At 66.1% G+C, this 19,294-nt stretch carries 18 protein-coding genes and 2 riboswitches; of the genes, 12 read left to right on the top strand and 6 right to left on the bottom strand.

All coding sequences use genetic code 11. From position 1 onward, the window contains the following. Complete coding sequence (locus P24_RS07110) at positions 1-2,154, bottom strand: TRAP transporter permease (protein WP_008944022.1); 2,154 nt, start codon at positions 2,152-2,154, stop codon at positions 1-3. Between the two features lie 98 nt (positions 2,155-2,252). Continuing rightward, positions 2,253-3,266, bottom strand: coding sequence for a TAXI family TRAP transporter solute-binding subunit (locus tag P24_RS07105; RefSeq protein WP_008944021.1), 1,014 nt, complete (start codon positions 3,264-3,266; stop codon positions 2,253-2,255). Positions 3,267-3,474: 208 nt separating this feature from the next. Between P24_RS07105 and P24_RS07100 the strand changes: the two genes are divergently transcribed. The 12 genes from P24_RS07100 (at position 3,475) to P24_RS07045 (ending at position 14,348) form a co-directional block, all read left to right on the top strand. Continuing rightward, entirely contained in the window at positions 3,475-4,008 is a 534-nt protein-coding gene (locus P24_RS07100) for a hypothetical protein (RefSeq protein ID WP_008944020.1), read from the top strand. A 171-nt stretch (positions 4,009-4,179) separates the two neighbouring features. After that, positions 4,180-5,421 (top strand): SAM-dependent methyltransferase, encoded by a 1,242-nt coding sequence (locus tag P24_RS07095; RefSeq protein WP_008944019.1) that lies wholly within the window; start codon positions 4,180-4,182, stop codon positions 5,419-5,421. A 48-nt stretch (positions 5,422-5,469) separates the two neighbouring features. After that, positions 5,470-5,940, top strand: coding sequence for a PAS domain-containing protein (locus tag P24_RS07090; RefSeq protein WP_183077983.1), 471 nt, complete (start codon positions 5,470-5,472; stop codon positions 5,938-5,940). A 122-nt stretch (positions 5,941-6,062) separates the two neighbouring features. Next, a complete protein-coding gene (locus tag P24_RS07085) occupies positions 6,063-7,154 on the top strand; it encodes a pentapeptide repeat-containing protein (protein ID WP_192813235.1) in 1,092 nt (363 codons plus the stop codon). A 45-nt stretch (positions 7,155-7,199) separates the two neighbouring features. Then, the gene (locus tag P24_RS07080; protein WP_008944016.1) at positions 7,200-7,589 is read left to right on the top strand and encodes a LapA family protein; all 390 of its coding nucleotides are present in this window, start codon (positions 7,200-7,202) and stop codon (positions 7,587-7,589) included. A 12-nt stretch (positions 7,590-7,601) separates the two neighbouring features. Continuing rightward, positions 7,602-8,543, top strand: a complete 942-nt coding sequence (gene lhpI, locus P24_RS07075; RefSeq protein ID WP_008944015.1) for a bifunctional Delta(1)-pyrroline-2-carboxylate/Delta(1)-piperideine-2-carboxylate reductase — start codon at positions 7,602-7,604, stop codon at positions 8,541-8,543. A 14-nt stretch (positions 8,544-8,557) separates the two neighbouring features. Further along, positions 8,558-9,289 carry an orotidine-5'-phosphate decarboxylase gene (gene pyrF, locus P24_RS07070; protein WP_008944014.1) on the top strand — a complete coding sequence of 244 codons (732 nt, stop codon included), beginning with the start codon at positions 8,558-8,560 and terminating at the stop codon, positions 9,287-9,289. Between the two features lies 1 nt (position 9,290). After that, positions 9,291-9,935, top strand: coding sequence for a phosphoribosylanthranilate isomerase (locus P24_RS07065; protein ID WP_008944013.1), 645 nt, complete (start codon positions 9,291-9,293; stop codon positions 9,933-9,935). Positions 9,936-10,014: 79 nt separating this feature from the next. Next, entirely contained in the window at positions 10,015-11,238 is a 1,224-nt protein-coding gene (gene trpB, locus P24_RS07060) for a tryptophan synthase subunit beta (protein WP_008944012.1), read from the top strand. Positions 11,239-11,251: 13 nt separating this feature from the next. Further along, positions 11,252-12,094: a tryptophan synthase subunit alpha gene (gene trpA / locus P24_RS07055; RefSeq protein ID WP_008944011.1), complete on the top strand. Its 843-nt coding sequence runs from the start codon at positions 11,252-11,254 to the stop codon at positions 12,092-12,094. Between the two features lie 14 nt (positions 12,095-12,108). Next, positions 12,109-13,008 carry an acetyl-CoA carboxylase, carboxyltransferase subunit beta gene (accD, locus tag P24_RS07050; RefSeq protein ID WP_008944010.1) on the top strand — a complete coding sequence of 300 codons (900 nt, stop codon included), beginning with the start codon at positions 12,109-12,111 and terminating at the stop codon, positions 13,006-13,008. A 41-nt stretch (positions 13,009-13,049) separates the two neighbouring features. Then, positions 13,050-14,348, top strand: coding sequence for a bifunctional folylpolyglutamate synthase/dihydrofolate synthase (locus tag P24_RS07045; RefSeq protein ID WP_008944009.1), 1,299 nt, complete (start codon positions 13,050-13,052; stop codon positions 14,346-14,348). Positions 14,349-14,562: 214 nt separating this feature from the next. On the opposite strand, the gene gcvPB is transcribed toward P24_RS07045, so the two are convergent. The 4 genes from gcvPB to gcvT are packed head-to-tail and all read right to left on the bottom strand — an operon-like array spanning position 14,563 to position 18,951. After that, positions 14,563-16,119 (bottom strand): aminomethyl-transferring glycine dehydrogenase subunit GcvPB, encoded by a 1,557-nt coding sequence (gene gcvPB, locus P24_RS07040; RefSeq protein ID WP_008944008.1) that lies wholly within the window; start codon positions 16,117-16,119, stop codon positions 14,563-14,565. Continuing rightward, positions 16,116-17,456 carry an aminomethyl-transferring glycine dehydrogenase subunit GcvPA gene (gene gcvPA, locus P24_RS07035; RefSeq protein ID WP_008944007.1) on the bottom strand — a complete coding sequence of 447 codons (1,341 nt, stop codon included), beginning with the start codon at positions 17,454-17,456 and terminating at the stop codon, positions 16,116-16,118. The genes gcvPB and gcvPA overlap by 4 nt, the downstream gene beginning before the upstream one ends. Positions 17,457-17,460: 4 nt before the next feature. After that, entirely contained in the window at positions 17,461-17,832 is a 372-nt protein-coding gene (gene gcvH, locus P24_RS07030; RefSeq protein ID WP_008944006.1) for a glycine cleavage system protein GcvH, read from the bottom strand. A 12-nt stretch (positions 17,833-17,844) separates the two neighbouring features. After that, positions 17,845-18,951: a glycine cleavage system aminomethyltransferase GcvT gene (gene gcvT / locus P24_RS07025; RefSeq protein ID WP_008944005.1), complete on the bottom strand. Its 1,107-nt coding sequence runs from the start codon at positions 18,949-18,951 to the stop codon at positions 17,845-17,847. A 70-nt stretch (positions 18,952-19,021) separates the two neighbouring features. Then, positions 19,022-19,129: riboswitch (glycine riboswitch) on the bottom strand. Between the two features lies 1 nt (position 19,130). Then, a riboswitch (glycine riboswitch) is annotated at positions 19,131-19,229 on the bottom strand. Between the last annotated feature and the right edge of the window lie 65 nt (positions 19,230-19,294).

Genomic DNA, 19,294 nt, shown 5'->3' with positions numbered 1-19,294 from the left:
TTACGCCTGCGCCGCCTTCAGCCTGCGGTCCGACCGCAGGTTCCAGGCGAAAAAGGCCAGGAACAGCCCGGTGCCGATGAAGTTCACCGTCCAGTCGTTGGGCCACAGGATGGTAACGCCAATGGCGAACAGCACGGCACGCATCGGCCAGGAGACCGGCGCCTCCAGATAGCCCTCCATGGCGCCGATCAGCGCGTAGATGCCGATCAGCGCGAAGCCGAAGATTTCCAGCGCCAGGATGGGGTCGCCGTTCAGGAACGGCGTATAGGCGAACAGCACCGGCACGATGTACAGCGTCTTCGCCACCTTCCAGGCAGTAAAGCCGGTGGCCATCGGCGGGCTCTTGGCGATGGCAGCGGCGGCGAAGGCGGTCAGGCAGACCGGCGGCGTCACGTTCGAATCGAGGCTCAGCCAGTAGATGATCATGTGCGCCGACAGCAGCGCCGTGGTCAGGATGGCCGGCGTCAGCGTCGATTCCTTCACCGTGCCCATCATCTCCGGCGGGATGGCGGCGACCAGAGCCTCGGCGGCATCCTTGCTCATCGGGCCGTTCAGCAGGTCGAGCTTGTCGGGGGCCACCAGCATGAAGATGGCCTTGGCGGCATCCGGCACATTGCCGGCGACGAAGGCATTCACCAGCTCGCTCTGCACGATCATGTCGGACAGCGCCGGCGCGGACAAAGTCGCCAGCACGATGTAGGAGGCCGTCACCGGCAGCCCCATGCCCAGCACCAGGCTGGCGAGCGCGATCAGCACCAGCGCGATCAGGATATTGCCGCCCGCCCAGTTGCTGATCATCAGCGAGAAGGTGTTGCCGATACCGGTCAGCGTCACCGCGTTCACCACGATGCCGATGGAGACCAGCAGCACCGCCGTCATGATCATGTTGCGCGAGCCGGTGGCCAGCGCCTCCAGGATCTCCTTCGGCCCCATGCGGTGGGTCTTGGTGAACCAGGAGGCAACGATGGTAGCCAGGATGGCGTAGCCGGCGGCATAGGTCGGGGTGAAGCCGTCGATCAGCATGTAGATCAAAAGGCCGATGGGGATGAAGAAAGTCACCCCGCGCTTCATCACCTCCATAATGCGCGGCGCATCGGTGTCCGTCGTCGTCATGTTCTGCTTCTTCGCCTCGACCCGCACGAAACAGGCGACACCGAAGAAATAGAGCAGCGCCGGCAGCAGCGAGACGGCGGCGATGGTGAGATAGGAAATCTGCGTGTAGCTGGCCATCACGAAGGCGCCCGCCCCCATGATCGGCGGCATCAGCATGCCGCCCGTCGAGGCCGTCGCCTCGACGCCGGCGGCGAACTTTGCGGGAAAGCCGGCGCGCTTCATCAACGGAATGGTTATAACGCCGGTGGAGACGGTGTTGGCAACCGCCGATCCGGAGATCGTGCCCATCAGCGCCGAGCCGATGACAGCGACGAAGCCGGGCCCGCCGATCAGCTTGCCGGCGACCGCGCGCGCGAAATCGATGATGAAGTCGCCTGCACCCGAGCGCACCAGGAAGGCGCCGAACAGGATGAACATGAAGACGAAGCTGTAGGAGATGGTGGCGATGACGCCGAACATCCCGTCATCGGAATAGAAGCTGCGGAACAGCATCGTCTCGTAGCCGAGCCCGCTGAAGGACAGCACCCCGGTGAACCAGTTGCCCCACAGCGTCACATAGGTGAAGGCAAGGATGATCAGGATGGGAATGATCAGGCCGGTGGTGCGCCGGGTGAATTCGATCGCCAGCAGCACCGCAATCGCCGTGAAGACCCAGTCATACCAGAAGAAGGCGCCGTTACGGGCGTAGAAGGTCGGCTCCCCCAGCACCAGATAGGCGAACAGCGATAGTGCCGCGAGGCCAAGCAGCACGTCGAGCGCCAGCACCATGGCACGGCCAGCGCCGGACTTTGCCTGCCAGGCCGGATAGAGCAGCGCGCAGAGCAGGCCGAAGCCGCCGAAATGCAGCACGGACGCCCAGAGTTCGGAGATCGTGCCGAGCGTATTGATCCAGATATGCACAAGCGCCAGCGCGATGCCGACCCAGAAGGCCGCCTTGCCGGGCAGCGAATCGGCGGGCCGCAATTCGGGCGCGGAATGCACCTCGCCGGCATTTTCGTCGGCGGAGGGCGCCTGGCTGGACTGGGGACGGGCTTCGCTCAAGGCAGGAATCCGCTGCTGGAGGACAAGGACAGGAAATGGCCCGGCGCAGGACGATCGCTCGCCCCGCGCCGGTAACCATCAAAGGCAGTGTGACCGGATCAGTTCGCCATCAGCGACGCCGGAACGGTCAGCCCCTTTTCCTTGTAGAAGCGCGCGGCACCCGGATGCAGCGGCATCGGCAGGCCCGACATGGCCTCTTCCAGCGACATCGCCTTGGTCGCCGCGTGGATGTTGTTCAGGAACGGCAGGTTCTCATAGATCGTCTTGGTGATCTCATAGACATCCGCTTCCGGAACGCTGTCATTCACACCCAGGAAGTTCGGCTGGGCGATGGTCGTCCAGGCCTTGTCCTGGTCCGGGTAGGTGCCGGCCGGAATCGTGTACTTGTAGTAGAGGCCGGTACCGGCATCCGCCTTCTTGATCTCTTCGTCGGTGAACTGCAGCACCTTCACCTTGTCGCCCATCTGGGCGGCGATGCGGGTGATGACGGACACCGGCGGGCCGCCCGGGATGCCGGCGCCGACGATGGCACCGTTCTGCAGCGAATCGGCGGTCGGGCCATAGCCCTGGAACACCAGGTCAAGGCTCTCCGGGTCGATACCCAGATTCTTCAGGATGAAGCGGTTGGAATGCTCGGTGCCACTGTTGCGCGCGCCGATCGAGAATTTCTTGCCCTTCAGCCCCATCAGGTCGGCCGCCGTGCCGGTCTTCACCTCGGACGCCGCCAGCACATAATGCTCGACATTCGGCCACAGCATGGTGATGGAGCGGATGTTCTTCTGCGGGCCGTCCTGCGCGATGGAACCGCTGCCTTCCTTCGCATACAGCCCGAACAGGCCCTGCAGAATGGCAAAGTCGGCCTGCTTTTCGCGCAGCATCTTCACATTCTCGCCCGAGCCGGCGGAGCTGATTGCCGATAGGCCGATCTTCATCTTCGGCTCCAGCTTCACCTTCACCAGCGTGGCCAGCGCCACACCGACCGGATAGTAGGTGCCGCCCGTGGTCGCGGTGGCGAGCACGTAAGAGCGGGCATCCTGCGCCTTAGCGGGCAGGGCAGCCGTGACAGTCGCGAGTGCCGCGACCGCAGCCAGGGTCTTCAAACCGATCTTCATGAAACGTTGCCTCCTGTTGTTTATGCCGTTCCGGATGGGAACGCCCTTACAGCCTTACCGATCATCCCAGTTGCCCGGGCCGCACGGATAAAGTTGCGGGTTGTTTCGATTCCCCTTATCTAAAGCGCTCCGCCATCCTGTCAAACGGGTCCTGTTGGTTTCGGGTCGGGGCAGTATATATCGGATGGCCCAATATGCGAGCGCTCTAATGGCCAAACCCAGCCCCGAACAGCAGATGACGGTCGAACTGCTGCAATCCTTCGAGCAGGAGGCGAAGGCGATGCTGCGCCGCTGCGCCGCCACCCGTCGGCAGGTGTCGCGCTATTCCTTCACGCGCTATCGCGGCTTCTTCGAGGAGGTGAAATCCTTCCTCGTGCTGGCCGCCTTCACGCGCAGCAAACTGGTCAATTTGCAGATGTCGGCAACCGAACGCGGCCATCTGGTGGAGCATATCGACGGGCTGGAGCGCCGCGTCAGCCGGGCTGCCATGGAGGTTGCGCGTGCCTTCTACGGGCTGATGCTGCGCCGCGACCTGATTTATCTCGGCGGGCACGAACGCTGCGACGAGGACCGCCAGCTTCTGGGCGAATTGCTGGAACGCGATGCGGAGAAGTCTCCGGACCGGAAGCCCGACGCACGCCTGGAGCGTGACGTGAAGGCGGTGGAGGCCGTGCTGGAGGAAATCGTCCGCCGCACGCCGCCAATGCGGAATTTCGAACCGCTAGACATCCCCAAGCATTAGTGGCTGGCTGCGGACACTTCCACCACCACTTGCCCGCCCCATCCATGCATGGCCGGAAATGAATACCGGCCTTGCATAAGAGTTGCCTTGTCCAGACTTGCGGAACCTTAAGGGCGTCTATTACGCTTTATAGAAGGGATGAGCCAGAAGCTGACGTGAGGATCACGAACGATGCTGGCAAACACACTCTTCGAGAGGCTAATCAAGGTCGGTGACCTGACGATCATCGACGCCAAGGGACGCACCCGCCGCTACAAGGCCACGGACGCGCCAAAGGTCACCATCCGGATCACCGACCCGCATATGCACTGGAAGGTGATGCTGGCCCCGCAGCTTGCTGTCGGCGAAGCCTATATGGACGGCAAGCTGGTCATTGAGGAAGGCACGCTCTACGACTTCGTCGATATCGGCGTGCAGAATCTGCGGCTCGCCTATGATGACGGGGTGCTGCGCTGGCTGTCGCGCATCCGCAATTTCCTGGCCCGCTTCGCTGACTACAACCCGATCCCGCGGGCAAAGCAGCGGGTTGCGCATCACTACGACCTGGATGGAAGGCTGTTCAGCCTGTTCCTGGACAGTGACCAGCAATATTCCTGCGCCTATTTCGCCCATCCATCCGACGATCTGGAAACAGCGCAGCGCCGCAAGAAGCTGCATCTGGCGGCAAAGCTCTCGCTGCAGCCCGGCCAGAAGGTGCTGGACATCGGGTCCGGCTGGGGCGGGCTGGGGTTGACGCTGGCGGAAGCGGCGAAGGTGTCGGTCACCGGCATCACCCTGTCGGAGGAACAGCACAAGGTTTCCAACCAGCGCGCCAGCGACAAGGGGCTGTCGGACCGGGTCGGCTTCCATCTGCGCGACTACCGCAACGAGACCGGAACCTACGACCGCATCGTCTCTGTCGGCATGCTGGAGCATGTCGGAAAGCACCATTACCGCGCCTTCTTCTCCAAGGTGAAGGAACTGCTGGCCGAGGACGGGGTGGCCGTCGTCCATTCCATCGGGCGCTTCGACCAGCCGGGCCCGGTGAATGCCTGGATGCGCAAATATATCTTCCCCGGCTCCTATATCCCGACGATCTCGGAGATCACCGGGCCAATCGAGGAATGCAACCTGCTGATCACCGATATCGAGGTCCTGCGGCTGCATTATGCCGAGACGCTGCTGGCCTGGCGCCGCAATTTCTACGGCAACCTCGACAAGGTGCGCGAAATCTATGACGAGCGCTTCTGCCGCATGTGGGATTTCTATCTCACCGCCTGCGAGCTGGGCTTCCGGCGCAAGGAACTGATGGTCTTCCAGATTCAGCTCGCAAAATCGATGGATGCCTTGCCGATTACGCGCGACTATATCCACGAATTCGAGGCGGCAAACGAAGCCGGCCGGCGACCGGAGCAGAGGATGCGCATCTCCTGAATCGGCAGCCCCGGCCAGAAAAGTCAGGCCAGAAAAGAAGGGGCAGTCGTGCGGGAGGCCATACAGCATGAGCGGTTGCGGCAATTATACGACTACTGGGAAGGCAAGCGCGGCAACCGCCTCATGCCGGCCCGCACTGACATCGACCCGGTCGAAATTCCAGGCCTGCTGCCGAACCTGATCCTGATAGATGTGGAAAGAGGCGAGCGGAACCGCTACCGGTTCCGCCTCTACGGCACCGAGGTCTGCGCCATCCGTGGCGCGGACCTCACCGGGCGCTATATCGAGGAGCCCGGCATTACGCAGCTCCGTGACGCCGCCATCGAGAGCTATGACCGCATCGTCGCGGACCGCAAGCCGGTCTATCAATGCCACAAGTTCCAGCCCGATGATTATGTGATCGGCTATTACCATCGCCTTGTCCTGCCGCTGGGCGAGCAGGAGGAGGTCAGGATGTTGCTGATCGGCTTCTACCGGGTCTATGACCGGCCGGCGCATCTTCCGCCGCAGGGCAGTTAACCGACGGTTAATTCTTTCGGTGATATTGTATCGCAATGGCACTGCATTCCTACAGATCGCGCGAACATATCTTCGCGGAACTCGAAGCGCACCGGCGTTGGCTCGCCGGCGCGGAAGATGCCATGCCGGCCGATTTCAGCAATGTCAGCCTGTTCGGCCTCGACCTGTCCGGCCGGGATCTGCGGAAATGCCAGCTGTCCGGTGCCGGCCTTCAGGGTATCCGCCTGACCGGTGCCAATCTGGAAGGGGCGGACCTGACCGGCGCTGACCTGACCGCCGCGACGCTGGATGAGGCGTCCCTCCGCAAGGCCAAGCTGGTGGACGCGAACCTGTCGGGCGCCAGCTTCCGGGGCAGCGATCTGAATGGGGCCGATCTGCGCGGCGCGCATGGTACCGTCTCCATGTCATCGCCAGGCTTCGAGGGCGCGATGCTGCGGCTTACGAACCTTTCGGGCGCCGATCTGTCGGGCGCCAATCTGGATCAGGCTGACCTGACCGGCGCGATGCTGGTCGGCACCGTGCTGCGCAATGCCAGCCTGGCCGGCGCCAACATGCGCAACACTGACCTGACCGACGCCGACCTTGGCGCGGCCAACCTGCGCGAGGCGCTGCTGAACGGGGCCAACCTCAGCAACGCGCATCTCAACGGGGCCAACCTGCAGCGCGCCCGGCTGGTCGGCGTCACGCTGACTGAGGGCGTGCTGGACGGGGCCGATACGGAAGGTGCGAATTTCGCGCCGCCGCTGGACGGCTTCGACATTGAGCTGCACCGCCAGCTCTTCGACCACGACCGCTGGGTAAGCAGCCAGGGCCAGCGCGGCGAACGCGCGGAGCTGGATGGCGCCGACCTCACCGATGCCGATCTGCGCGGCTTCAACCTGTCGGGCGCCAGCCTGCGCGCGGCCAATCTGCGCGGCGCGCTGCTGAATGGCGCGCTGCTGGTGCTGACCGATCTGGCCGGCGCCGACCTCTCCCAGGCCAGCCTGGTCCGGGCCAATCTGTCCGGCGCCAACCTGCGCGGTGCCAAGCTGCACAGTGCCGACCTGTCGGGGGCGAAGCTGGGGCCGGCCCCGCTGATCGGCGCCGATGGCAGGCCGACCGGCCGCAGCCGTGCCACCGTGCTGGAGGGTGCTGACCTGACGGAGGCCGTGCTCGACGACGAGCAGAAGAGCGTGCTGCCCGATTTCGGGATCGACCTCGCCGCCAAATCTTGATGCCGAAGCCTTGACGGCAGCCGCCTGCCGGTGTGGACTGCGGGCATGGCCCAGCAATCGCGCATCGCCCGGATACTCACCGCCCTGATCACGCTGCCCTTCCTGCTGCTGGCGGTGCTGTTCGCCGTCTCCAACCGGGAAGCCGTCGAGATCACGCTCTGGCCGCTGCCCTATGCGGCGACGCTGCCGCTGTTCGTCACCATCCTCGCCATGCTGTTCCTGGGCTTTCTGATCGGGGCCGGCTTCATGTGGATCGAGGTGCTGCGCACCCGCCGCCAGATCCGCATCCTGCGCCGTGTCGCCGACCAGCAGGAGCAGGAGCTGAACCGGCTGCGCCGCGACAAGCGCCTCGCCGTCGATCCGGATGGCGTGCCCAACCTGCCCGCTACCGGCAAGCCCTCGGACACCGCCCCCACCCTGCCAACCACACACTGACCCAACAGGACCATGCGGATCATCGACGCCGACAGCGCCGCCAGGGCGCTTCCCTACGACGCCCTGATCGAGGCGCTGCGCGCCATGTTCCGCGAGGGCTGCACCGTGCCGCTGCGCCACCACCATGGTGTCGAGGTGCCGGGCAAGGCCGAGGCGACGCTGCTGCTGATGCCGGCCTGGACGCCCGGCGGCTATATCGGCATCAAGATGGTCACCGTCTTCCCGTCGAACGGCGAGAAGGGCCTGCCCGCCATCATGGGCCAGTACCTGCTGCTGTCCGGCGAGACCGGAGAGGTACTGGCGATGATCGATGGCCAGACCCTGACCGCGCGGCGCACTGCCGCCGCCTCGGCGCTGGCCGCCTCCTATCTCGCCCGTGAGGATTCGGAAAAGATGCTGATGGTCGGTGCCGGCGCGCTGGCGCCGCAGCTGATCCGCGCGCATCTGGCCGTGCGCCCCTCGCTGCGCCGCATCGCCATCTGGGCGCGCGACAAGACGAAGTCGCAGGCGCTGGCGGACAAGATGGCCGCCGAGACCGGCCGCGCCGTAACCGCGGCCGGCGATCTGGAAGAAGTGGCGCGCTGGGCCGACCTGATTTCCTGCGCCACCCTGTCGAAGCAGCCGCTGGTGCACGGCGCATGGCTGAAGCCGGGCGCGCATCTGGACCTGGTCGGCGCCTTCACGCCGGAGATGCGCGAGAGCGACGACGAGGCGGTCCGCCGCGCCAGCGTGTTCGTCGATACCCGTGAGGGCGCCCTCAAGGAGGCCGGCGACATCGTGCTGGCGGTGAAGTCCGGCGCGCTGACGCCCGATGCGATCCGGGGCGACCTGTACGACCTGACGCGTGGTACCGCGAAAGGTCGTCAGTCAGCGCAGGAGATCACCTTTTTCAAGTCGGTCGGCACGGCACTGGAAGACCTTGCCGCAGCGCAATTGGCGTACAGCCGCGCATAGGCTATAAGCGCGTCATGACTGACACGAGCGCCGCCCTCTCGCGCGTCTTCTGCGCGATCGACACCACAGACCTCGACCATGCCGCCGGACTTGCCGGCCGGTTGGGGCCGAGCCTGGGCGGCGTGAAGCTGGGACTGGAGTTCGTCAACGCGCACGGCCCGGCCGGGGTGCGCAAGGTGGCTGAAGCCGGCCATCCGATCTTCCTCGACCTGAAATATCACGATATTCCGAACACGGTCGCCGGTGCGGTGCGCGCCGCCACCGGCACCTGCCAGCCCTTCATGCTGAATGTCCATGCCAGCGGCGGCCGGGCGATGATGGAGGCCGCGCGCGACGCCGCCGCCTCCGCCGCGCATGCCGCCGGGATCGCGAAGCCGCTGGTGATCGCCGTCACCGTGCTGACCAGCCTGGACGATGCCGACCTGACCGCCGTCGGCCAGTATGGCCCGACGGTCAGCCAGGTCGTGCGGCTGGCGCGCCTCACCCAGGATTGCGGCCTCGACGGCATCGTCTGTTCGGCCCGCGAGATTACCGCCGTGCGCGCCGCCTGCGGCCGCGACTTCAAGCTTATCGTGCCCGGCATCCGCCCTTCCTGGAGCGAGACCGGCGATCAGAAGCGCATCATGACGCCCGCCGACGCGATCCGCGCCGGTGCCGACTATCTGGTCATTGGCCGACCGATTACCGGTGCTGCCGACCCCGCCGAGGCCGTCGCCCGCATCGCCGCCGAGATCGCGGACGCCTGACATGACGCTGGTGAAGATCTGCGGCCTCTCGACACCGGAGAGCGTCGCCGCCGCCATCGAAGGCGGGGCGGATTTCCTGGGCTTCGTCTTCTATCCGCGCTCGCCGCGCAACGTGACGCCCGAACAGGCCACCGAGCTGACGAAGCCGGTGCCGGCTGCCGTGCGCACCGTAGCGCTGACCGTCGATGCCGATGATGCGCTGCTGGAAACCATCGTCGCCACCATGCGCCCCGGCCTGCTGCAACTGCACGGGCACGAGACGCCAGAGCGCGTGGCCGATATCCGCAGCCGTTTCGGCACGCCGGTGATGAAGGTGCTGTCCGTCGCCAGTGCTGAGGATGTGGCGAAGGCCAGCGCCTACGAGCCGGTGGCCGGCATGCTGATGTTCGATGCGAAACCGCCGAAGGAAATGAAGGACGCGCTGCCCGGCGGCAACGCGCTCCGCTTCGACTGGCAGCTACTGGCCGGTGCGCATTTCGGCAAGCCCTGGCTGCTGGCCGGCGGGCTGACCCCGGACAATGTGGCCGAGGCGATCCGCACCAGCGGCGCGCCGGGCGTCGATGTCTCCTCCGGCGTTGAGGACGCGCCGGGCCGCAAGTCGATTCCGCTGATCCGGGCCTTCCTGAAGGCGGCGAAGGCGGCTTGATGCCGCCCGCCTTGCGCCGGAGGGGCAAGGTCTGCATTATGCGGCGTCTCATGAACCCCAGACGAATGGCGTAGCGACGATGGCCAGTCCCATCCCCAACACCTATCGTGCCGGTCCCGACGAATCCGGGCATTTCGGTATCTTCGGCGGGCGCTTCGTCGCCGAGACGCTGATGCCGCTGATCCTGGAGGTCGAGGCGGCCTACAAGGCGGCGAAGACCGACCCCGCCTTCAAGGCGGAGTTCGACTATTACCTCAAGCATTATGTCGGCCGACCCTCGCCGCTCTATTTCGCGGAGCGGCTGACCGCGCATTTCGGCGGGGCGAAGCTGTACTTCAAGCGCGACGAGCTGAACCACACCGGCGCGCACAAGATCAACAACTGCCTGGGCCAGGCGCTGGTCGCCAAGCGCATGGGCAAGACCGAGATCATCGCCGAGACCGGCGCCGGCCAGCATGGCGTCGCCACCGCCACGGTCTGCGCGCTGTTCGGCATGAAGTGCAAGGTCTTCATGGGTGCGGAGGATATCGAGCGCCAGCAGCCGAACGTCGAGCGCATGCGCCTGCTGGGCGCCGAGGTGGTGCCCGTCACGTCGGGCACCTCGACGCTGAAGGACGCGATGAACGAGGCGCTGCGCTACTGGGTCGCCAAGGCGGAGACGCATTTCTACATCATCGGCACGGTCGCCGGCCCGCACCCCTACCCCGCCATGGTACGCGACTTCCAGTCGGTGATCGGCCATGAGACGCGCGAACAGATGATGGAGGCCGAGGGGCGCCTGCCCGACAGTCTGGTCGCCTGCATCGGCGGCGGCTCCAACGCCATCGGCCTGTTCCATCCCTTCCTCGACGATTCGTCGGTGAAGATGTACGGGGTGGAAGCCGCCGGCCACGGTATCGAGAGCGGCAAGCACGCCGCCTCGCTGACCGGCGGTCGTCCGGGCGTGCTGCATGGCAACCGCACCTACCTGCTGCAGAACGAGGACGGACAGATCACCGACGCCCACTCGATCAGCGCCGGCCTCGACTATCCCGGCATCGGGCCGGAACATTCCTGGCTGCATGAGATGGGCCGGGTGAACTATGTCAGCGCGACCGACGAGGAGGCGCTGGACGCCTTCAAGCTGTGCGCGCAGATGGAAGGCATCATCCCGGCGCTGGAGCCGAGCCACGCGCTGGCCTATGTCGGCAAGCTGGCGCCGACCCTGCCGAAGGACCATCTGCTGGTGATGAATCTGTGCGGCCGCGGCGACAAGGACCTCGCCGCCGTGCTGAAGCACCTCAAAGCCCGTGGCAAGCTGTAAGGGACAAGACCTGATGAGCGCATCCGAGTCCCGCATCACCCGCCGCTTCGCCGCCCTGAAGGCGGAAGGCCGCGGCGGCCTTGTCACCTTCGTCACCGGCGGCGATCCCGATCCGGAAACCGCGCTGGCGATCCTGAAGGGGCTGCCTGCCGCCGGTGCCGACCTGATCGAGATCGGCATGCCCTTCTCCGACCCGATGGCCGACGGCCCGTCGATCCAGGCCGCCTCGCTGCGCGCGTTGAAGGCCGGCATGACGCTGGCGAAGACCATTGAGGCGGTGCGCGCCTTCCGGTCCGGCGACAACGACACGCCGATCATCCTGATGGGCTACTACAACCCGATCTATATCTATGGGGTGGAGCGCTTCCTGAAGGATGCGAAGAGCGCCGGGGTGGACGGGCTGATCATCGTCGATCTGCCGCCGGAGGAAGATAGCGAACTGTGCCTGCCGGCACTGGAAGCCGGCATCGCCTTCATCCGGCTGGCGACGCCGACAACCGACGACAAGCGCCTGCCCAAGGTGCTGTCCAACACATCGGGCTTCGTCTATTACGTCTCCTTCACCGGCGTCACCGGAACGAAGGCCGTGGACAGCCAGCATGTCGCCCAGGCGGTCGCCCGGCTGAAGCGCCATACCGAGCTGCCGGTCGCCGTTGGTTTCGGCATCAGGACGCCGGAGCAGGCCGGCGCGGTAGCCGCCGTTGCCGATGCCGCCGTTGTTGGCACGGCGCTGGTCGACGTCATCGCCGGCCATCTGGACGAGGCCGGCAAGGCAAAGCCGGGACTAGCCGAGGCGGCGCTGGGCTTCGTCGCGAAACTGGCGGGCGGCGTGCGCGCGGCCCGCACCGCTGCATAAGGCAGGAATGACCGATGGATTGGCTGAATAACTTCGTTCGCCCGAAGATCCGCGCCCTGGTGCAGAAGACCGAGGTGCCGGACAATCTGTGGGAGAAATGCCCCAGCTGCGGGCAGATGATCTTCCAGCGCGAACTGGACGAGAATTCCCGTGTGTGCCCGCATTGCGGCCATCACATGCGCCTCGACGTGGTGACGCGGCTGAAGATGCTGTTCGACGAGGGCAGCTACAAGACCATCGACCTGCCGAAGCCGCCGCTGGACCCGCTGAAGTTCCGCGACCGCAAGCGCTATTCCGACCGCATGAAGGAAGCCCAGGCCAAGACCGGCCGGCAGGACGCCATCATCGTCGCGCACGGCACCATCGGCGGGCACAAGACCGTCATCGCCGCCTTCGATTTCAGCTTCATGGGCGGTTCCATGGGCATCGCCGTGGGTGAGGCGCTGGTCGCCGCCGGCCGGCTGGCCGTGGCCGAGGATGCGGCCCTGCTGGCGATCCCGGCCTCCGGCGGGGCGCGCATGCAGGAAGGCATCCTGTCGCTGATGCAGATGCCGCGCTCGATCATCGCGGTGGAGATGGTGAAGGAAAAGGGCCTACCCTACATCGTGCTGCTGACCGACCCGACGACCGGCGGCGTCACCGCCTCCTTCGCCATGCTGGGCGACATCCACATTGCCGAGCCGGGCGCCGTCATCGGCTTCGCCGGTGCCCGCGTCATCGCCGAGACCATCCGCGAGCAGCTGCCCGTCGGCTTCCAGCGCGCGGAGTATCTGCAGGAACATGGCATGGTGGACATGGTGGTGCCGCGCAAGGAGATGCGCGATACGCTGACCCGCGTGCTGGGCCTGCTGCGCAACAAGCGCCCGACGCCGCGCATTGCACCTCCCGCCGCTCAGGCAAGCGCCAGCCGGTAAGTTCCGCAATCAGGAAAGGGCGACTCAAGGTGGCAACAGGTTTGGCGCCGGCGGCCCCCGAGACGATCCTGGAGCGGCTGCAGAAGCTGCATCCGAAGCTGATCGACCTGTCGCTGGACCGGATGCACCGGCTGCTGGAAGCACTCGGCCATCCCGAACGCGCGCTGCCGCCGGTCATCCATATCGCCGGTACCAACGGCAAGGGCTCGACGCTGGCCTATCTGCGCGCGATCTACGAGGCGGCGGGCTACAAGGTCCATGCCTACAGCTCGCCGCATCTGGTGCGCTTCAATGAGCGCTTCTATGTCGCCGGCGCGGAGATCGAAGATGCGCCGCTCGCCGCCATCCTGGAAGAGTGCGAGCGCGCCAATGGCGATGCGCCGATCACCCTGTTCGAGATCACCACGGCAGCCGCCTTTCTCGCCTTCTCCCGCACGCCCGCCGATGTGCTGATCCTGGAGACCGGGCTGGGCGGACGGCTGGACGCCACCAATGTGGTGGACCGCCCGCTGGCGACCGTCATCACCTCGATCTCCATGGATCACATGCAGTATCTGGGCGACACGATCCAGGCCATCGCGGGCGAGAAGGCGGCGATCATGAAGCCGGGCGTGCCGGCCATCCATGCGCCGCAACGCTTCGCGGAGGTGCCCGGCGTGCTGGATGCCTACGCTACGAAAATCGGCGCGCCGGCAAGCCGGGGCGGCACCGAATGGACGGCGCGGCAGGAAGGCGATGCGCTGGTCTATGACAGCGGGCACGGCACCCGCCGCCTGCCGCTGCCGGTACTGACGGGCCTGCACCAGATCGACAATGCCGGCACCGCCATCGCCACGGTGGAGGCCGCGATGGACCGGCTGCCGGTCAGCGCGGCGGACATCGCACAGGGGCTCCGCACCGCCCGCTGGCCCGCCCGGATACAGCACCTGACGCGCGGTCCGCTGGTGGAAGCACTGCCGCCGGGCTGGGAGCTGTGGCTGGATGGCGGGCACAATGCCGATGCCGGCCGAATGCTGGCCGCGACCGCCCGCGCGCTGTGGGCGGACAAGCCGCTGCATCTGGTCTTCGGCATGCTGGACACCAAGACGCCGCTGGATTTCCTCAATGCCTTCGCCGGACTTGCCGGTACGGTGCGGACGGTGGCGATCCCCGGCGAGGCGCATTCGCTGAGCGCCGCACAGAGTGCCGCCCTGGCGCAGCAGGCCGGGCTGGCGGCGGAGCCGGCAGGGTCGGTCGCGGAGGCCATCGCTGCCATCCTGCGCGCCGATGGCGTGCCGGCGCGCATCCTGATCTGCGGCTCGCTCTACCTCGCCGGCCATGTGCTGGCGGAGAATGGGTAGGTTTTCACGGGCTGGCCTCTGCAACTTTCTCTTGTCACCCCCGGGCCTGACCCGGGGGTCCAGGGGCGGTGCACTGCCTGTGTCGTCTCAGAACGGGGCCCCTGGATTGCCGGGTCAAGCCCGGCAATGACAGCGGGAAGGTGAATAATCCGCACAAAAGAAAAAGGGCGCTCCCTCGGAGCGCCCTTTTCCCTATCTTCCGAAACCGCGAACCTCAGTCCGCTGCGTCCTTCGACTGTTCTTCGGGCTTCCAGCGCAGCACCGGCTTGCGGGCGGCCGCCGTCTCGTCCAGCCGGCGGCGCGGGGTGAAGCGCGGCGCGGCCTTGAACCACTCGGCCTGATCGCCCTGCTTCGCCTTCTTCGCGAGGCCGGCCAGCACGGCGATGAACTGATCGATCGCCTCCTTGCTTTCGGTCTCGGTCGGCTCGATCAGCAGGGCGCCGTGGACGACCAGCGGGAAATACATGGTCATCGGGTGATAGCCCTCGTCGATCATCGCCTTGGCGAAGTCGAGCGTGGTGACGCCGGTTCCCTTCAGGAAGGTATCGTCGAACAGCGCCTCATGCATGCAGGGGCCATCGAAGGCCGGCGACATCTCGTCCTTCAAGCAGGCCAGGATGTAATTGGCGTTCAGCACCGCGTCGTTGGCGACCTGGCGCAGCCCGTCCGCGCCGTGGCTCATCATGTAGGTGAGCGCGCGCACGAACATGCCCATCTGGCCGTGGAAGGCCTTCAGCCGGCCGAAGCCGTCCTCCGCGGCACCCTCGCTCTCGACAACGCTGTAGCCGCCCTTGCCGTGTACGACATAGGGCACCGGCACGAACTTCGCCAACGCTTCGGACAGCACGACCGGGCCGGCGCCTGGACCGCCGCCGCCATGCGGGGTGGAGAAGGTCTTGTGCAGGTTGATGTGCATGGCATCGACGCCGAGGTCGCCCGGGCGCACGCGCCCGACGATGGCGTTGAAATTGGCGCCGTCGCAGTAGAAATAGCCGCCGACCGAATGGATCAGCTCGGCAATTTCGATGATCTCGCTCTCGAACAGCCCGCAGGTGTTCGGATTGGTGATCATCACCGCCGCGACATCCGGCCCCAGCTTCGCCTTGAAGGCCTCGATATCGACGCGGCCGCGCTCGTTGGCGGGGATCGGATCGACGGTATAGCCGCAGGCCGCCGCCGTGGCGGGGTTGGTGCCATGCGCCGATTCCGGCACCAGCACGCGGGTGCGGCGCTCGCCCTTGGCCTCGATGGCAGCGCGGATCGCCATCATGCCGCACAGCTCGCCATGCGCGCCGGCGGCCGGCGACATGGCGACGGCCGGCATGCCGGTCAGCGTCTTCAGCCAGTGCGCCAGCGTGTCGATCAGCTCCAGCGCGCCCTGCACAGTAGAGACCGGCTGCAGCGGATGCACGTCGGAGAAGCCCGGCAGGCGGGCCATCTTCTCATTCAGCCGGGGATTGTGCTTCATCGTGCAGGAACCCAGCGGATAGAGCCCAGCATCGATGGCGTAGTTCTTCTGGCTGAGGCGGGTGTAGTGCCGCACCACCTGCGGCTCCGACAGGCCTGGCAGGCCGATAGCGCCCTTGCGCGCCAGCCCGCCCAGCTTGCTCTCCACCTTCGGCACGTCCGGCAGATCGACACCGGTGCGGCCATCCTCGCCCTGCTCGAAGATCAGCGGCTCTTCCAGCTGCAGGCCCAGATTGCCGGTCATGGTCGGCATGTTCTCCGCCGCCCCCTCGAAGGAGGACAGCGCCTTGCTCCAGTCGCTCATGACAGCACCTCGCTGAGGCCCTTCGCCAGGGCGTCCATATCGGCTTGCGTGTTCACTTCGGTGGCAGCGATCACCAGCAGATCGTCATGGCCGGGGATCAGGCGGGAGACCGGGATGCCGGCCAGGATATGTTTCGCCGCCAGCGCCTCGACCACCTGCGCCGCCGGCTTCGACAGCCGCACGGTGAATTCGTTGAAGAAGCTGTCCGTCAGCACCTCCACGCCCTTCACGCCGGCCAGCTTGCCAGCCAGCGTCACCGCAGCCGCATGGTTCAACTCGGCCAGCCGGGTAAAGCCCGCCTCGCCCAGCAGCGACATGTGGATGGTGAAGGCCAGCGCGCACAGGCCGGAGTTCGTGCAGATGTTGCTGGTCGCCTTCTCGCGGCGGATATGCTGCTCGCGGGTAGACAGGGTCAGCACCCAGCCGCGCCTTCCGGTGGCGTCCACCGTCTGACCGGCGAGGCGGCCCGGCATCTGCCGGACATATTTCTCCTTGGTGGCGAACAGGCCGACATAGGGGCCGCCGAAATTCAGCGCATTGCCGATGGACTGGCCCTCGGCCACCACGATGTCCGCGCCCATCTCGCCCGGCGATTTCACCGCGCCCAGCGAGACGATCTCGGTCACCGCGACGATCAGCAAAGCACCCTTGGCCTGGCAGGCCTCGGCCAGCTTCGTGAAGTCGGTCAGATTGCCGAAGAAATCCGGGTTCTGCACGACAACGCAGGAGGTGGCTTCGTCGATCTTGCCGATCAGATCGTCAGCCCCCTTAGGATCGATCTGGCCGGTGACCGCCTCGAAATCCAGCAACTTGGCGTGAGTCTCGATGACCGCGCGGTACATCGGATGCAGATTGCCCGACAGCACCGCCTTGTTGCGCCGGGTCACGCGGTTCGCCATCACCACCGCCTCGGCGGCGGCGGTCGAGCCGTCATACATGGAGGCGTTGGCCACATCCATGCCGGTGATCAGCGCCACCTGGGTCTGGAACTCGAACAGGTACTGCAGCGTGCCCTGGGTGATTTCCGGCTGGTACGGCGTGTAGGAGGTCATGAACTCGCCGCGCTGGATCAGGTGATCCACCGAGGAGGGCACATGATGCTTGTACGCCCCGCCACCGACGAAGAACGGCACGCTGCCGGCGGTCACGCTCTTCGCCGCCATGGCGGAGAGCGCGCGGTCCACCTCCAACTCGCCCATGTGATTGGGCAGCCCCTCGATCGGCTTCTTCAGCCAGGCGGCCTCCGGCACGTCACGGAACAGGCTATCGACCGAGGGAACGCCGATGGCGGCCAGCATGGCCCGCCGGTCGGCCTCGGTCAGCGGTAGGTAGCGCATGGGATCACAGCCCTTCCACGAAGGCCTTGTAGGCGGCTTCGTCCATCAGACCATCCAGCTCGCCGGTGTTGCTGAGTTTCATCTTGAAGAACCAGCCCTTGCCGTGCGGGTCCTCGTTCACCGTGCCGGGGGCGGCTTCCAGATCGCCATTGGCCTCGGTGACCTCGCCGGTCAGCGGGGCATAGACCTCGCTGGCCGCCTTCACGGATTCGACCACGGCCGCCTCGCCGCCCTTGGTCACCTTCTTGCCGGGGGCCGGCAGCTCCACGAACACGACATCGCCCAGCTGCTGCTGCGCATAGTCGGTGATGCCGACAGTGGCGATGTCGCCGGCGATTTCGACCCACTCATGGTCCTCAGTGTATTTCCTGGTCATGCTGCGCAACTCCTAGCCGCGGTGATAACGATGGGGGGTGAAGGGCATGGACGCCACCTTGGCCGGCAGCGCCTTGCCGCGTACCATGGCGTTGATGTCCGTGCCCTCGGATGCGAAAGCCGTCTCGACATAGCCCATCGCGACCGGGCCGCCGACGCTGGGGCCGAAGCCGCCGCTGGTGATCTCGCCGATCCTGCGGCCCTCGGCATCCGTCAGCTCGGTATGCTCACGCGCCGGGGCGCGGCCTTCCGGGCGGATGCCGACGCGCTTGCGCGCGGTACCGTTCTTCAGCTGGTCGAAGATGATATCGGCCCCGGGGAAGCCGCCTTCCTCGCGCCGGCGCTTGCCGATGGCCCAGGCGAGGTCGGCCTCGATGGGCGTGGTGCCGGTGTCGATGTCATGGCCATAGAGGCACAGGCCGGCTTCGAGGCGCAGCGAATCGCGCGCGCCCAGACCAATCGGCATCACCTCCGGCTGGTCGAGCAGCAGCCGGGCCAGCTTATCGGCCTTGTCCTCATCGACGGAAATCTCGAATCCGTCCTCGCCGGTATAGCCGGAACGGGTGACGGTGCACCAGATGCCGCGAATCTCGACCCGCGCGCCGCCCATGAAGGTCAGCTCGCAGGCCGCCGGCCCCAGCCGCGCCATGACGGCACTGGCCGCCGGTCCCTGCAGCGCCATCAGCGCGCGCTCGAACATCACCTCCAGCGTGACGCCGGACGGCAGGTGCGCGCGCATATGTTCGATGTCCTGGGTCTTACAGGCGGCGTTCACCACCAGGAACAGATGATCGTTGAAGCGCGTGACCATCAGGTCATCCAGGATGCCGCCCTGTTCGTTGGTGAACAGGGTGTAGCGCTGGCGGCCCGGCTTCAGCGCCTGGATCTCGCCCGGCACCAGCGTTTCCAGCGCCTTGTCGGCGCCCTCGCCGGACAGCTTCACCTGGCCCATATGGGAGACGTCGAACAGGCCGGCCTTGTCACGGGTATGCAGATGCTCGGCCATGATGCCGGCGGGATACTGCACCGGCATCTCGTAGCCGGCGAATTCGACCATCTTGCCGCCCAGTTCCCGGTGCAGGGCGTTCAGCGGCGTGGTCAGCAGGGTTTCGGCGCTCATGGGCAACAGGTCCTTCCCGACAGGTCATAGTACCGGTCGGCGCGGACAGCGCCTTTTCCAGACCGGCACCCCCTCTGTCGTCGGACCTGAGAGATTGACCGCCTCCGCCCTCAGGACGGAACGCGGCTTTCACCTTGGGTGAGGCACGCCGCCTTTTGCGCGCCTGCTTTCCAGAGAGTCCTTCCCCTGCGGTCCTTCTGCCTGAGAGTTTCCGGGGTGGATTGCTCCTTCGGCGCCGGCTACGCAAACGCGCTGCCGATCTCTCCCGCAGGGTTCAGCGGACTGCGGGCAAGATGTGACGGGGCGGGGCGAAAGTCAACGCGAGTCTGGAAGCCGCATCGAC

The sequence above is a fragment of the Oceanibaculum indicum P24 genome (assembly GCF_000299935.1).
Taxonomy (GTDB): Bacteria; Pseudomonadota; Alphaproteobacteria; order Oceanibaculales; family Oceanibaculaceae; genus Oceanibaculum; species Oceanibaculum indicum.
Note: the sequence above shows the minus strand (reverse complement) of the source record. Positions and strands in the feature narration are given on the sequence as shown.

Coding starts and splice junctions, on each gene's coding strand:
- P24_RS07105 (WP_008944021.1), bottom strand. CDS start 3,266: ATGAAGATCGGTTTGAAGACCCTGGCTGCGGTCGCGGCACTCGCGACT.
- P24_RS07100 (WP_008944020.1), top strand. CDS start 3,475: ATGGCCAAACCCAGCCCCGAACAGCAGATGACGGTCGAACTGCTGCAA.
- P24_RS07095 (WP_008944019.1), top strand. CDS start 4,180: ATGCTGGCAAACACACTCTTCGAGAGGCTAATCAAGGTCGGTGACCTG.
- P24_RS07085 (WP_192813235.1), top strand. CDS start 6,063: ATGCCGGCCGATTTCAGCAATGTCAGCCTGTTCGGCCTCGACCTGTCC.
- P24_RS07080 (WP_008944016.1), top strand. CDS start 7,200: ATGGCCCAGCAATCGCGCATCGCCCGGATACTCACCGCCCTGATCACG.
- lhpI (WP_008944015.1), top strand. CDS start 7,602: ATGCGGATCATCGACGCCGACAGCGCCGCCAGGGCGCTTCCCTACGAC.
- pyrF (WP_008944014.1), top strand. CDS start 8,558: ATGACTGACACGAGCGCCGCCCTCTCGCGCGTCTTCTGCGCGATCGAC.
- P24_RS07065 (WP_008944013.1), top strand. CDS start 9,291: ATGACGCTGGTGAAGATCTGCGGCCTCTCGACACCGGAGAGCGTCGCC.
- trpB (WP_008944012.1), top strand. CDS start 10,015: ATGGCCAGTCCCATCCCCAACACCTATCGTGCCGGTCCCGACGAATCC.
- trpA (WP_008944011.1), top strand. CDS start 11,252: ATGAGCGCATCCGAGTCCCGCATCACCCGCCGCTTCGCCGCCCTGAAG.
- accD (WP_008944010.1), top strand. CDS start 12,109: ATGGATTGGCTGAATAACTTCGTTCGCCCGAAGATCCGCGCCCTGGTG.
- gcvPB (WP_008944008.1), bottom strand. CDS start 16,119: ATGAGCGACTGGAGCAAGGCGCTGTCCTCCTTCGAGGGGGCGGCGGAG.
- gcvPA (WP_008944007.1), bottom strand. CDS start 17,456: ATGCGCTACCTACCGCTGACCGAGGCCGACCGGCGGGCCATGCTGGCC.
- gcvH (WP_008944006.1), bottom strand. CDS start 17,832: ATGACCAGGAAATACACTGAGGACCATGAGTGGGTCGAAATCGCCGGC.
- gcvT (WP_008944005.1), bottom strand. CDS start 18,951: ATGAGCGCCGAAACCCTGCTGACCACGCCGCTGAACGCCCTGCACCGG.